The organism is Hymenobacter guriensis (assembly GCF_015773195.1).
Taxonomy (GTDB): Bacteria; Bacteroidota; Bacteroidia; order Cytophagales; family Hymenobacteraceae; genus Hymenobacter; species Hymenobacter guriensis.
Genome location: NZ_JADWYK010000001.1, coordinates 245548 through 259676 on the forward strand (window position 1 = coordinate 245548; position 14129 = coordinate 259676).

The window sequence follows — 14129 nt, forward strand, 5'->3', positions numbered from 1 at the left end:
CTCGGCTACGCTCGGCATGACGTTCTTTTAAACTCAGCATCCACCCCTATGGAAACCACCTTCGACACCGATAAGCACCAGATCCTGCAGGACAACCTCGACCACACCCTCTTTTCCTGGTCGAAGCAGGCGGGGCTGAACCCCATCAGCGCCGAACGGGCCGAAGGCGTGTATCTGTGGGACCGGGACGGCAAACGCTACATCGACTTTTCCTCCCAGCTGATGAACGTGAACATCGGCCACGGCGACCAGCGCGTGACCGAGGCCGTAGCGACCCAGATGCGGGAGTTGAGCTACGTGTACCCTGGTATGATTACCAAGGCCCGAGGCGACCTGGGCCGGAAGCTGGCGGAAATTACGCCGGCTAACCTGACCAAGGCTTTCTTTACTCTGGGAGGGGCTGAGGCCATTGAAAACGCCATCAAGCTGGCCCGCGTGTACACCGGACGCCACAAGATTGTCACGCTGTACCAGTCGTTTCACGGCGCTTCGTACGGGGCCATCAGCGCCGGCGGCGACCCGCGCAAGTTTGCCGTCGACTCCCAGGCCATGCCGGGCGTGGTACACGTCGAAAACCCCTATTTCTACCGCTGCCCCTGGTACAGCAGCACGCCGGAAGAGTGTGCCGAGCGGGCCGCCGCGGCCATGGAGCGCATCATTCAGTATGAAAACCCGGGCAGCGTGGCCGCCATCATTCTGGAAGGCGAGTCGGGCACTTCGGGCTGCATCAAGTACCCGCCCACGTATTGGGAGCGGGTGCGCGCCATCTGCGACAAATACGGCATCCTATTAGTGGCCGATGAGGTAATGAGCGGCTTCGGGCGCACGGGCAAGTGGTTTGGCTCCGACCACCACGGCGTGAAGGTGGATTTGATGTGCATGGCTAAGGGTATCACGGCCGGTTACCTGCCCCTGGGCGCGGTGATGGTGGATGAAGCCATAGCCAAATCCTTCGACGACAAGCCCCTGCCCCTGGGCCTCACTTACTCGGCCCACCCCGTTTCCTGCGCCGCCGCCGTGGCCGTACTGGACATCTACGAGCAAGATAACCTGCTCGAAAATACCGTCACGCTGGGTAAGTACCTCGATGCGCGCATGTGCGAGCTGATGGACCAGCACCCTAGCATCGGCGACTGGCGCAACACGGGTTTGTTCGGCTGCATTGAGCTGGTGAAAAACCGCCAGACCAAAGAGCCCATGGCACCCTGGAATGCCACGCCTCAACAGATGGAAATCATGAACAAAGTGGCGGCCAAAATCAAGGAATTGGGCATGTACACCTTTGTGCGCTGGAACTACATCTTCGTAGCCCCGCCCCTAAGCATAACCAAGGAGGAGCTCGACGAAGGACTGGACATCATTTCCCAGGCCATTGCCGTGGCCGACGAGTACGTGCAGTAATCCGGGTACCAGGGCCTGCTGCCTGCTGAGGCTGCTTACGGCGTAGCGCCTTCCTTCTATTTCGTTGTCTTTTAAGGCTTTTTCTACAAAGGCCTGGCGCGGCTTATTTGCTTTTCCGAAGCCGAAGCGGTACATTTTCTTTTTAAACCACTCCCCTTTTCTTCTACGGCATGGCGTCTTTGCTTATCAGGAATGGCCGCGTGATAACCGCCGACTCCGACAGTGTGTGCGACATTCTGGTGGAGGGCGAAACCATTGTGGCCATCGGCAAAAACCTGCCCGTACAGGCCGACGAGATAATCGACGCTACCGGCAAGCTGGTGATGCCCGGCGGCATCGATCCGCACGTGCACCTGGATATGCCATTCATGGGCACGTTCAGCTCTGATACGCATGAGACCGGCACTCGCGCGGCCCTACACGGCGGCACCACCACGGTTATCGACTTTGTGCTACAGAAGCAGGGCCACAGCCTGCGCGAAGCCCTCACCGAGTGGCAAGGCCGCGCCACTGGCACTGCTGTCGGCGATTATTCCTTCCACATGGCCGTGACGGACTTCAACCCCAGCACGAAGGAGGAAATCAAGGACATGATAGCCGAGGGCATCACGTCCTTCAAGACCTTCATGGCCTACAAGGGCGCGCTAATGATTGACGACGCGCAGATGGTGGGCCTGATGCAGGAGGTGAAAAAGCACGGCGGCCTCGTCACGGCCCACGCCACCAACGGCGACATGATTGACACGCTCATTGCCCAGCACCGGGCCGCAGGCAAGCTCACGCCCCGCTACCACTACCTCTCCCAGCCCGAAGTAACGGAGGCGGAAGCCTCGGGCCGCTTCGCCGACATTGCCAACTATACCGGCGTGAATGCCTACATCGTGCACCTCACCTGCGAGGGCGCGCTTAATCAGGTGCGCCGCGCCACCGAGCGGAATCAGCGGGTGTTCGTGGAAACCTGCATTCAGTATCTCCTGCTGGATGCCTCCTTGTACGGGGACGATTTTGAGGGTGCCAAGTGGGTGATGTCGCCGCCGCTGCGGGAGAAAAAGGACCAGGCCACACTCTGGGCCGGCATCAACCAGGGCTTGGTGCAGGTAGTAGGCACCGACCACTGCCCCTTCATGCTGGAGCAAAAAAAGATGGGTGCCGACGACTTTTCGAAGATTCCGAACGGACACCCGGCCATTGAGCACCGCATGGAGCTGCTGTTTTCGGAAGGCGTAATGAAGGGCCGCATCAGCCCGCAAAAGTTCGTGGAAGTAACCAGCACCAACGCCGCCAAAATCTTCGGCATGTTTCCGCGCAAAGGCACCATCAGCATCGGCGCCGACGCGGACCTCATCCTCATCGACCCCCGAAAAAAGCACACCATCTCGGCCGCAACCCACCACATGAACTGCGACTACTCCGGCTACGAAGGCTGGGAGCTGACGGGCAAAATCGACACGGTGCTGTTGCGCGGCCAGGTGGCCGTGGACGCCGGCGAAACGAAGGTCGGGCGCGGCTACGGGCAGTTCATCAAGCGCGGGAAAACAGGGTTCTAGCATCCGATTTCACGCAGGGTTCCGCAAGTGTTAAAGCGCAGTGTCGCGCAGAAAAAACACCGCGAAACCCTGCGTTGAACACTTGCGGAACCCTGCGAGAAATACAGATAAGAAACAAGCAACCAGAAACGTAAAACAACATGCCCAGAATTGTTAAATCCGGCCTGATTCAGATGAGCCTGCCGATGACGGAAGGCGAAGGCAGCATCGAGGAAATCAAGGAAGCCATGGTGCAAAAGCATATTCCGCTGATTGAGGAAGCTGGCCGCCAGGGCGTGCAGATTCTCTGTTTGCAGGAAATATTCAACACGCCCTACTTCTGTCCCGGCCAGGACAAAGCCTGGTATGCCTCCGCCGAGTCGGTGCCCGGGCCTACCACGGAGCGCATGGCTGAGTACGCCAAGAAGTACAACATGGTCATCATCGTGCCGGTGTACGAGCGGGAGGCGGCTGGCTTCCTCTACAACACCGCCGCCGTGATTGATGCCGACGGCACGTACCTGGGCAAATACCGCAAAAACCATATTCCGCACACCTCCGGCTTCTGGGAGAAGTTCTTCTTCAAGCCCGGCAACCTGGGCTACCCCGTGTTCCAGACCAAGTACGCCAAGGTAGGCGTGTACATCTGCTACGACCGGCACTTCCCCGACGGTGCCCGCGTGCTGGGCCTGAACGGCGCCGAAATCGTGTATAACCCCTCGGCCACGGTAGCCGGCCTCTCCCAGTACCTCTGGAAGCTGGAGCAGCCGGCCCATGCGGCGGCCAACGGCTACTTCATGGGCTGCATCAACCGGGTGGGCGAGGAGAAACCCTGGAACCTGGGCCGCTTCTACGGTACCTCCTACTTCGTGGACCCGCGCGGCCAGATCATTGCCGAGGCCGACGAATACAAGGACGAGCTGCTGGTTGCCGAATTCGACCTCGACATGATTGAGGAAGTGCGCTCCACCTGGCAGTTCTTCCGCGACCGGCGCCCCGAAACCTACGAGAAGCTGGTGGAGCTGTAGTAGTTTCTAATTGCTGGTTTCTTGTTTCTGGTTGACAAGAAGCTACGATATGTAATCAGTAGGTTCCTGCTGTTGCTGACAGATCATGCCACTGACTAGAAACCAGCAACTAAAAACAAGAAACTCTTAAAAAATGGCCGAATACGTTACCCCCACTACCGAGCAGGAGTTTGCCGGGAACTTCGCCCAGCTCAAGCCTCTGATGAGCAACTCGGAAGCCCTGCTGGAAAGCTCCCGCTGCCTGTTTTGCTTTGATGCGCCCTGCATCAAGGCTTGTCCTTCCGGTATTGATATTCCGCTGTTCATCCGGCAGATCAACTCCGGCAATGCTACCGGCGCGGCCCGCACCATTTACGAGGCCAACTACTTTGGCAATGCCTGCGGCAAGGTGTGCCCCACCGAGGTGCTCTGCGAGGGTTCGTGCGTGTACACGGCTACCGGGGCCAAGCCCATTGAAATCGGGCGGCTGCAGAGCCACGCCACGCGCAAGGTGATGGACCAGGGCAAGCACCTGTTTCAGCCGGGCGCGGCTACCGGATTTCGGGTAGCTGTTATCGGCGCGGGACCGGCGGGTATTTCCTGTGCCTGCGAGCTGCGCAAGCTGGGCCACGAGGTAGACGTATTCGAAGCCCGCAGCCAGCCCTCGGGCCTCACGCTGTACGGCGTGGCACCCTACAAAATCACCAACGAGGAAACGCTGGCCGAAATGGCGTACCTGGAAGCCCAGTTTGGTTTCCGGGTGCACTACAACCACGCCATCAGCACCCGCCCCGACCTGGAAAAGCTGGAACAGGCATACGACGTTATCTTCCTGGGCATCGGGCTGGGGCACACGTCGCCTCTGGGCTTGCCGGGCGAGGACCGGGAAAACTGCGTGGGCGCGGTGGAATTCATCGAACAGCTGCGCATCCGGCAAGAGCAAACCGCCGTGGGCCGCAAGGTGATTGTGCTGGGCGGCGGCAACACCGCCATGGACGCCGCCTCGGAGTCGGCGCGGCTGGGCGCGGAAAAGGTAGTGCTAGCCTACCGTCGCGGCAAGGAGGAAATGGGCGCCTACGAGTTTGAGTACGACCTGGCCAAAGGCGTGGGCGTGCAAGGTTTGTTCAACGTAGCTCCGCTGGAAATTTTGGGCAACGGCAAGGTGGAGGGCGTGAAGTTCGTGCGTACCGCCACCTTCAACGGGCAGGTGCAAACCGTCCCCGGCTCGGAGTTCGTGGAGGCCTGCGACATGGTGATAAAAGCCACCGGCCAAGCCAAGAAAACCAGCTTCCTCGGCCTCATCCCGGAGCTGCAGGTCGATGGTAAAGGCCGTATCGTCTTCAACCCCAACACCGGCCAAACGACCAACCCGCGCTATTTCGCCTCGGGCGACGCGGCCAATGGCGGCGCGGAAGTGGTAAATGCTGCCGCCGAAGCCAAAGCCGCCGCCCACGGCATCCATCAATTCCTGATCAAAAGCTAAAGCCAGAAAAGTCCTCTTCTTGAAAAAAAGAGGAACTAGTTCTAGCTACTACCTTCTGACTTTCAGCTCCCTCCATTATGCCCGACCTCTCCATAAATTTCGCCGGTATCAAGTCGCCTAACCCGTTTTGGCTGGCCTCGGCCCCACCCACCAACTCGGGGTATCAGGTGATGAAAGCCTTTGACGCGGGTTGGGGCGGGGCCGTATGGAAAACCCTGGGCGTGCCCGTCGTGAACGTATCGAGCCGCTACGGCAGCGTGGACTACCGCGACAAGCGTATGATGGGCTTCAACAACATCGAGCTGATTTCGGACCGCCCCCTGGCCGACAACCTCCGTGAGATTGAGGAAGTGAAAAAGCGTTTCCCCCACCACGCCGTCATTGCCTCCCTCATGGTGCAAAGCCGGCAGGAGTGGCACGACATCGTGCGCGACGCCGAAAATGCCGGCTCCGATGGTATTGAGCTGAACTTCGGCTGCCCCCACGGCATGTGTGAGCGAGGCATGGGCTCGGCCGTAGGCCAGGAGCCGGAAGTACTCCAGACCATTGTGGAGTGGGTAATGGAAGTAGCGCGCATCCCGGTTATCGTAAAGCTCACGCCCAATATCAGTGACATCACCGAGCCCGCTATGGCCGCGCGGCGCGGGGGCGCCAACGCCATTTCGCTGATTAATACCATCCAGAGCATCGTGGGCGTGGACCTGGATTTGTTTGCCCCCTACCCTATTGTGGATGGCAAGGGTAGCAACGGCGGCTACTGCGGCCCGGCCGTGAAGCCCATTGCCCTGAACATGGTGAAAAACTGCGCCCAGCACCCCGACGTGCGCCTACCCATTTCCGGCATCGGCGGCATCGAAACCTGGCGCGACGCCGTGGAGCACATTCTGCTCGGGGCCTCCTCGGTGCAGGTGTGCACGGCGGCCATGCACTATGGCTTCGGCATCATCCGGGAAATGACCAGCGGGCTGGAGCAGTACATGCGCGAAAAAGGCTTCCGCACGATTGATGACATGGTGGGCCGCGCCCTGCCCAACGTGAAGCACTGGGAAGACCTCAACCTAAAGTACAAAGTCACCGCCAACATCAACCCCGACAAGTGCATCGGCTGCCAGCTGTGCTACACGGCCTGCGAGGACGGTGCCCACCAGGCCATCAAGCTCAACTCAGGCACGCGCATCCCCGAAATCATCGACGAGAACTGCGTGGGCTGCAACCTCTGCTCCCTGGTGTGTCCCGTGGAGCAGTGCATCACCATGGAGCGCCGCGACGACGGCACCCAACACCAAACCTGGAAAGAGCGCACCGAGGCCGACGATATTCCCGTCACCTTCAATGATGAGCGCGCCGGCGGCCTGCACCACTGGGTACCCGAGCCCGCTGCCGCCCTGGGCAAGGAGAAGCACAAGACGCTACCCGGTAAGGCGCGGCAGTTTGAGAAAGTGACGGTGACGGAGTAGCGTTCCGGACTATTGTGCTGTCAGCACAACGCCCCCGAATCCAGCTGGATTCGGGGGCGTTTAGTTTTTAGAGCAGGAGGGTTTCAGGTTTTACTTAGAGCGTATCTGGGAATTTAAAATGAACGTTATGCTCATCTGGCGTCCGCCTGTCGAAGCATCTCTACCGCTTCGCAAGAGCCGTTCAACGAAGCGGCAGAGCTGCTTCGACTTCGCTCAGCATGACGGGTAATCTTGACGTATCTGACTTCCCAAACAACTTCGGCATGACGACCTGAAACGAAGTATCACAATCAGCTCAAAGCACGCATCAGAGCACCGCGTTTTGCTGGGCCATGGTCCGGAAATACTCGGCGCTTGCTTTGGGGTAGCGCTTCAGGGTTTTGTAGTCCATGTAGAACAGGCCGAAGCGGATGCCGTAGCCGCTGGCCCACTCGAAGTTATCGACCAGGCTCCAGTAGAAATAGCCTTTTACCGGAGCGCCGTCGGTTACTGCGCGCTGCAGCTGGGAGAGGTAGCCGCGCAGGAAGGCAACCCGGTCGGTGTCGTTCACGCGGTTTTCGGGCGTCAGCTCGTCGGTGCCGCTGCAGCCGTTTTCGGTGATGTACAACTCCTTGACTTTCCAGATATTCTGCATGTGCCGGGCGCCCCAGTACAGAACTTCGGGGGCCAGCAGCTCCCACTTGGAGGTGCTGGTAGGGTGTGACTTGGCGAAGGGGATTTTCTCGTAGCCCTCAGCATTGTCGGCGGCGCGCACGTAGGCCTCGGGGTTGTAGATGTTGATGCCGCAGAAATCGAGTGGGCTGCTGATGATTTTTAGGTCTTCGGCAGTGAATTTGGGCGCGTTGGCCCCGGCGTTCTTCAGGAAGGTATCGGTGTATTTGCCCTCCAGGATAACGGTGGTGTAGCCGGCGTTGAACTCGCGGGTGGCAATTTCGGCGGCCTTGATGTGCTCGGGCGTTTCGATGTAGGGCACGGCCACCTTGATGTTTTCGGCCAGCCCCACCCGTGTGTCGGGGCGGCCATGGGCGCGGATGGCCTGCACCGCCAGCCCGTGTGCCAGCACGGCGTGGTGACGGGCCTGGTTAAGCTCGGCCGGCGGCAGCTTCAGGCCGGGGGCAAACACCCCGTCGCCGTAGCCCAGCTGAATAAACGTCCACAGCTCATTCAGCGTGAAGAAATGCTTTACCCGGTCGGACAGCTTTTCGGCCATGTAGCCCGCGTAGTCGCCAAAGGCCTGGGCCGTTTCCCGGCCCTGCCAGCCTTTGTACTGGTCCTGGAGGGCCTGGGGCAAATCCCAGTGGTAGAGCGTAGCGAAGGGCTGGATGCCGTTGGCCAGCAGTTCATCCACTAGGCGGTTGTAGAAGTCGAGGCCCTTTTGGTTGGGTGCGCCCTTGCCCGTGGGGAAGATGCGCGACCAGGCAATGGAAAATCGAAACGCCTTGGCATTCAACGATTTTATCAGCTGCGTATCTTCCTTATAGCGGTGGTAGAAGTCGCAGGCCACGTCGCCGGTATCGTTGTTGGCGATTTTGCCGGGCGTGTGCGAAAATGTGTCCCAGATGCTGGGGCCGCGGCCATCCACGTTCACCGCGCCTTCTACCTGGTACGAGGCCGTGGCCGTGCCCCACAGGAAGCCGGCCGGAAACGACAGGCCGTGTGCCCCGCCCCCGGCCGCCGCCGGCTGGGTTTCGGCCACCGGAGCGGGCTTGGTATCGCAGGATGAAAGCAGCAGCGGAGTGGTAGCTAGGCCCAGCGCCGCCAGCCCGGCCGACTTCACAAAATCGCGGCGGTTGCCGGGGCGCGGGTCGGGGTTCAATTCAGCGGAAACGTCGGAGGGAAGTTGGCTCATGCTTGGTGGGAATTGGGGTTAGTGGTTTCCGTATAGAATAGGTACTGCAAACAATGGCCGCAGAGCCGCGACATGCGAAGCATCTCCGACTAGGATCAGCTCTTTCGGTCCTCCAATGTACTACAGTCGCTGAATTTTGTCACGCAGGAATGCCCCGAGGCAGGTGAGCCTCCCCATCGGGTGCATCGGCGAAAAAGCAAGCGGCCGCCTTGGGTAAGGAGAAGCACAAGACGCTGCCCGGCAAGGCGCGACAGTATCAGGAGGCAAGTGTATTGCCGGTGACAGAAGTGTAAAATGCTTATAGTGCAAATATCGAATGGCTGCTTGATTCAATTGAATCAAGCAGCTTTTTTACATTTGTGGAATTAATTAATATAAGTCAAAAAATGTTAAAATTTAGGACCGCAACTTATCAATTACTTTTTTGCCAATATAGTCATTTATTTTCTTATATTTCAATCTTCTGTAATACGCGTTCCAATAACTTATCATTCTACTTTCTGTTTTTTGAGAGTATTCCTTGTTTTCACCGATAAATTTCAGGTAGTTATTAAGTGTATGCTCATTTATGTGCCTATCTAAAACAAATAGAATTTCAAGCACATATTCTCCTAGAAGTTGAAACACAAAAGGAGTCACAAAATAATCAGTCGTATCAACAAGCTTCTCCAATCTTCTCTGTCTGATAAAGCCATTAGAATGCCTTAGATAAATGCAGTTAAGAATGGTTTTCTGCAAACATGTTAGTGCTGCTTCTCTATCACAATTTGGTTCATTGAACCATAATCTGCATGGAATTTTTAACACCTCATTATCAACTTTTACAACTTGCTCGCTTTCATGAATAAAGTGAGATACATTATAAATTGTACTATCAGATAGTAAAACGTCGTATTCATCAAGTGGTAATATCTCTATTACTTTTTCCACATCCTGTTTAAGCAGCGCGGGGAAAGCATTTAAGATTCTCTCCTTCGCGAATTTGTTATCCATGTTATTCATAAAGTCTCGTAATTACACCTTCTGTAAAGAGCAAACACTTATAGCAAGCTAGTTTGTTAACGGCAATATAATAGGATAACGCTAGCTGAGCTATCGGGCTAGCGCCATTATAGCCTATAGCGGATACCTTACTTCTTCATCCCATGTATGCCAAGAAGTAAAATAACCCCTCATGTTCTCTCCTTAATACTTAACGACACCTATACAAAATGTATAACACTGTAGGTCCGCCACTCTCTGCCCCGCTGGCAGTAAACCCTCCCCGCAGAACTCCCCCAAAAGTCAGTCCGACCGAATGAAGCCGCACATACCCCGGCAAAATGACAATGTGTCACGAAAAAGGCGGGGTTTGGTGGCTGGTACGCGTCTTGTAATTCCCCCGGCGTGAGTGCTTCGGCGCTCCTGAACCTGACACCTCAACACCCTAACGATACTCCTGAACAATGGGAAAAATAATTGGTATTGACCTCGGCACCACCAACTCCTGCGTGGCCGTAATGGAAGGCAACGAGCCGGTGGTGATTCCAAATAGCGAAGGCCGCCGCACGACTCCGTCGATTGTAGCGTTCCTCGACAACGGTAAAGGCGAGCGTAAAGTAGGTGACCCGGCTAAGCGTCAGGCCATTACCAACCCGCACAACACCATCCAGTCGATCAAGCGTTTCATGGGCCGCAACTTCTCGGAGGTTTCCGAAGAAGCCAAGCACGTGGCCTATGCCCTGGGCAGCGGCTCCAACAATACGGTTGGCGTGAAAATCGGTGACCGGCAGTACACGCCCCAGGAGATTTCGGCCATGGTCCTGCAGAAAATGAAGCAGACCGCCGAAGACTACCTCGGCCAGCCCGTGACGGAAGCCGTTATTACGGTACCCGCTTACTTCAACGACGCCCAGCGCCAAGCCACTAAAGAAGCCGGTGCCATTGCCGGCCTCGATGTGAAGCGCATCATCAACGAGCCCACGGCGGCTGCCCTGGCGTATGGCCTCGACAAAGACCACTCGAACCACAAAGTAGCCGTGTATGACCTCGGCGGTGGTACGTTCGATATTTCGATTCTGGAGCTGGACAACGGCGTATTCGAAGTACTGAGCACCAACGGGGATACCCACCTCGGCGGCGACGACTTCGACCAGGTTATCATCAACTTCCTCGCCGAGACGTTCTCTTCGGAAAACGAAGGTCTTGACCTGCGCAAGGATGCTATGGCCCTGCAGCGCCTGAAAGAAGCTGCTGAGAAAGCCAAAGTAGAGCTGTCGTCTTCGACGGAAACGGAAATCAACCTGCCCTACATCACCGCTACGGCCTCGGGCCCCAAGCACCTGGTGGTGAAACTGAGCCGCTCGAAGTTCGAGCAGCTGGCCGACTCGCTGATTCGTCGCTCGATGGAGCCAGTGAAAAAGGCCCTGCAGGACGCTGGCCTGAGCACTTCCGACATCAATGATGTGATTCTGGTAGGTGGCTCGACCCGCATTCCGCGCATCCAGGAAGAAGTTGAGAAGTTCTTCGGCAAGAAGCCTTCGAAGGGCGTAAACCCCGACGAAGTAGTAGCTGTGGGTGCTGCCATCCAGGGCGGTGTACTGACTGGTGAAGTGAAGGACGTGCTCCTGCTCGACGTAACTCCGCTGAGCCTCGGCATTGAGACGATGGGCGGCGTGATGACCAAGCTCATCGAGTCAAACACCACGATTCCGACCAAGAAGTCTGAGACGTTCTCGACGGCTTCCGACAACCAGCCTTCCGTGGAAATCCACGTGTTGCAGGGTGAGCGGCCCATGGCTTCGCAGAACCGCACCATCGGCAAGTTCCACCTCGACTCGATTCCGCCCGCACCCCGCGGCGTTCCGCAGATCGAAGTAACCTTTGACATTGATGCCAACGGCATTCTGCACGTAACGGCCAAGGACAAAGGCACCGGCAAGGAGCAGAAAATCCGCATCGAGGCCTCCTCGGGCCTCTCGGATGCCGACATTGAGCGGATGCGCCAGGAAGCCCAGGCCAACGCCGAAGCAGATAAGGCTGAGCGTGAGAAAATCGAGAAAGTCAACCAGGCCGACTCGATGATCTTCCAGACCGAAAAGCAGCTGCAGGAGTACGGCGACAAGCTGAGCGGCGGCAACAAAACGGCCGTGGAAAGCGCCCTGGCCGACCTCAAGAAAGCCCACGAGAGCAAGGACCTCGGGCAGATTGATACGGCCATGGCCGCCATCAACGCGGCCTGGCAGGCTGCCTCGCAGGAAATGTATGCCCAGAGCGGCCCTGCTGGCCAGCCTGGCGCGGAAGGTGGCAACCCCTTCGGTGGTGCCGGCCAACCCGGCGGCAACGGCCAGCAAGGTGCCGGCCACGACAACGTGACCGACGTGGACTACGAAGAAGTAGACGGCCAGAAGTAATTGGCTGATCTGAAGTAAAAAAGGCCCGGCAGAAGTTCTGCCGGGCCTTTTTTTTAAGTTTGGGGCATGATATCTTTACATGCCGCGCTGGCTGCGTTGATAACTATGGTACTGCCAGCACCCACCGGATTCAACTTAGACTTCAAGCCAGGGGTTACCTTGCCGGTAGCAGACTCTACCCATTTTCCGGCTACGTATGCAACGGCTTTGCCTACGCCTACCCCCGAACGGTGGGAACAGGACTACGGCCGGTATGAGCGGTTTCTGAGGCCCGAAATAAAAAAGACCCAGCAGGGCCTATCATTTGTCAAAGACGGGGTGCACACGTGGTGGGTAGCCAACTCAGCGCGCCCGCACGCCCAGCTCGACACCACAACCCGCATAGCGGATGCAACCCGCCTACCTGGCAACTGGCGCAGCCTGGCTAATCGGGTAGTCGTGCACATCGACTCCTTTTCAGTTGCCGAACAGAAGTTTTACCGCAAGGCCACGGTACACGACCTACCCGGTACCGTAACGCTTAACATTACTAACCAGAAGTTTAGTCTGCAAGCCGATGAACCCAAAGCCAAACGCCTGACGCGCAACTATGCCCTTGTTGGCCAACGCTACTTATTGCTGTTTGGGGCTCTTCGAGCGGCGGGCAGTGTGGCCCAGGTGGGCCTAGATACGGAAGGCCGCTTGGTGCTGCATACCTGCTCCGTTACAGAGCGGAAAGTGCCGGGCCGCTACTTAACGTACCAAACCGTCCTGCATCAGTCTATTTTCACTCGTTAGCTAGGCGCGTTCACGACACATTACGCATCCTTTTGCTTTACCTGGAATGGCGCATTTCCTTATCATCGGTGGCGGCATAGCTGGGCTGGCCACGGCCCAGGCGCTGCTCCAGCAGCAGCACCAGGTTCAGGTAGTGGAAGCAGCGGCCGAGCTGCGCGAAGTGGGCGCGGGTGTGGTGCTGGGCGCCAACGCCATGCGCGCCCTCGACCGGCTGGGCCTGCACGACACAGTACACCAACAGGGGTTTGCTGTAACGGGCATCGGGCTGCTGGATGAGTTCGGCCGCGACCTGAACGCCATCGACACCCGCCCATTCACCGAGCGGGTCGGCTACGACAACCTGGCTATTCACCGGGCCGAGCTGCAGCGCCTGCTGCTGGCGGCGCTGCCGGCGGGCATCGTGCAGCTGGGTAAGCGCCTGGCTCGCTTCGAGCAAACGGTCACACAGGTCACCGCCTATTTTGAAGATGGCAGCCACCTGACCGCCGATGCGCTGCTGGCCGCCGACGGCATCAACTCCCGGGTACGGCGGCAGCTACTGCCCGGGAGCAAGCCGCGCTACGCGGGCTATACCTGCTGGCGGGGTGTGGTAGATGCCGCTGTCCTGCAGCTGCCGGCCGGCCGTACCACCGAAACCTGGGGCCGCGCCGGCCGCTTCGGCATGGTACCGCTGGGCAACGGGCAGGTGTACTGGTTTGCCTGCGTCAACAGCCCCGAGGCACGCAGCGCCCACTTCCGCGCCTTTCGCGTGGCCGATCTACAGCGGCAGTTTGCCGGCTACCACGCCCCTATTCCGCAGCTGCTGGCTTTGACGACAGACGAACAAGTACTCTGGGGCGACATTCTGGACCTGAAACCGCTCCGCCAGTTCCATTTTGGCCGGGTGCTGCTTATCGGTGACGCGGCCCACGCCACCACGCCGAACATGGGCCAGGGTGCCGGCCAGGCGGTGGAAGATGCCGCCGCGCTGGCGTCATGCCTGGCTTCTACTGATTCACTGGAAGCGGCGTTTCAGCGGTTTGACCAGCGCCGCCGGCGGCGCACTGCGCGCATCATCACGCAGTCGTGGCAGCTGGGGAAAGCCGCCCAGCTTACCAATCTGGTGCTGGTGAAGCTGCGCAACGCCGTGATGCGTGCCCTGCCCAGCCGCCTGAACGAGCAGCAGATGGCTTTTCTCTATGAGGAGGGCGAGTAGCTATTCGTGCCGCAACGCGTTTCTTTGCCCGGAACTCTGTCT

General features: G+C 58.2%; 10 protein-coding genes. 8 read left to right on the top strand and 2 right to left on the bottom strand.

The genetic code is table 11. From position 1 onward, the window contains the following. Positions 1-48 precede the first annotated feature (48 nt). From I5L79_RS01040 to preA, 5 genes are all read left to right on the top strand, one after another. Positions 49-1401, top strand: coding sequence for an aminotransferase class III-fold pyridoxal phosphate-dependent enzyme (locus I5L79_RS01040; RefSeq protein ID WP_196953160.1), 1353 nt, complete (start codon positions 49-51; stop codon positions 1399-1401). Between the two features lie 170 nt (positions 1402-1571). Beyond that, on the top strand, positions 1572-2948 hold the full coding sequence (gene hydA / locus I5L79_RS01045) for a dihydropyrimidinase (protein ID WP_196953161.1): 1377 nt from the start codon (positions 1572-1574) through the stop codon (positions 2946-2948). 140 nt (positions 2949-3088) lie between these two features. Continuing rightward, the gene (locus I5L79_RS01050) at positions 3089-3955 is read left to right on the top strand and encodes a nitrilase-related carbon-nitrogen hydrolase (RefSeq protein ID WP_231402649.1); all 867 of its coding nucleotides are present in this window, start codon (positions 3089-3091) and stop codon (positions 3953-3955) included. A gap of 133 nt (positions 3956-4088) precedes the next feature. After that, a complete protein-coding gene (locus I5L79_RS01055; protein WP_196953162.1) occupies positions 4089-5417 on the top strand; it encodes an FAD-dependent oxidoreductase in 1329 nt (442 codons plus the stop codon). Between the two features lie 77 nt (positions 5418-5494). Further along, positions 5495-6874 carry an NAD-dependent dihydropyrimidine dehydrogenase subunit PreA gene (gene preA, locus I5L79_RS01060; protein WP_196953163.1) on the top strand — a complete coding sequence of 460 codons (1380 nt, stop codon included), beginning with the start codon at positions 5495-5497 and terminating at the stop codon, positions 6872-6874. Positions 6875-7181: 307 nt separating this feature from the next. Here preA and I5L79_RS01065 read toward each other — a convergent pair whose 3' ends face one another. Both I5L79_RS01065 and I5L79_RS01070 read right to left on the bottom strand, forming a co-directional pair. After that, positions 7182-8723, bottom strand: a complete 1542-nt coding sequence (locus tag I5L79_RS01065; RefSeq protein WP_196953164.1) for a GH1 family beta-glucosidase — start codon at positions 8721-8723, stop codon at positions 7182-7184. Positions 8724-9119: 396 nt separating this feature from the next. Next, on the bottom strand, positions 9120-9725 hold the full coding sequence (locus tag I5L79_RS01070; protein WP_196953165.1) for a hypothetical protein: 606 nt from the start codon (positions 9723-9725) through the stop codon (positions 9120-9122). Positions 9726-10168: 443 nt separating this feature from the next. On the opposite strand from I5L79_RS01070, the gene dnaK reads away from it, so the two are divergent. The 3 genes from dnaK to I5L79_RS01085 all read left to right on the top strand — a co-directional run bounded on the left by dnaK (position 10169) and on the right by I5L79_RS01085 (position 14087). Beyond that, positions 10169-12115, top strand: a complete 1947-nt coding sequence (dnaK, locus tag I5L79_RS01075; protein ID WP_196953166.1) for a molecular chaperone DnaK — start codon at positions 10169-10171, stop codon at positions 12113-12115. A 207-nt stretch (positions 12116-12322) separates the two neighbouring features. Then, on the top strand, positions 12323-12892 hold the full coding sequence (locus I5L79_RS01080) for a hypothetical protein (RefSeq protein ID WP_231402651.1): 570 nt from the start codon (positions 12323-12325) through the stop codon (positions 12890-12892). 46 nt (positions 12893-12938) lie between these two features. Further along, a complete protein-coding gene (locus I5L79_RS01085) occupies positions 12939-14087 on the top strand; it encodes an FAD-dependent monooxygenase (RefSeq protein WP_196953168.1) in 1149 nt (382 codons plus the stop codon). The last annotated feature ends 42 nt before the right edge of the window (positions 14088-14129 follow it).

Bases quoted from the DNA above. Each gene is read 5' to 3' on its own strand.
- hydA (WP_196953161.1), top strand. From the start codon at position 1,572: ATGGCGTCTTTGCTTATCAGGAATGGCCGCGTGATAACCGCCGACTCC.
- I5L79_RS01055 (WP_196953162.1), top strand. From the start codon at position 4,089: ATGGCCGAATACGTTACCCCCACTACCGAGCAGGAGTTTGCCGGGAAC.
- preA (WP_196953163.1), top strand. From the start codon at position 5,495: ATGCCCGACCTCTCCATAAATTTCGCCGGTATCAAGTCGCCTAACCCG.
- dnaK (WP_196953166.1), top strand. From the start codon at position 10,169: ATGGGAAAAATAATTGGTATTGACCTCGGCACCACCAACTCCTGCGTG.
- I5L79_RS01070 (WP_196953165.1), bottom strand. From the start codon at position 9,725: ATGAATAACATGGATAACAAATTCGCGAAGGAGAGAATCTTAAATGCT.
- I5L79_RS01040 (WP_196953160.1), top strand. From the start codon at position 49: ATGGAAACCACCTTCGACACCGATAAGCACCAGATCCTGCAGGACAAC.
- I5L79_RS01050 (WP_231402649.1), top strand. From the start codon at position 3,089: ATGCCCAGAATTGTTAAATCCGGCCTGATTCAGATGAGCCTGCCGATG.
- I5L79_RS01085 (WP_196953168.1), top strand. From the start codon at position 12,939: ATGGCGCATTTCCTTATCATCGGTGGCGGCATAGCTGGGCTGGCCACG.
- I5L79_RS01065 (WP_196953164.1), bottom strand. From the start codon at position 8,723: ATGAGCCAACTTCCCTCCGACGTTTCCGCTGAATTGAACCCCGACCCG.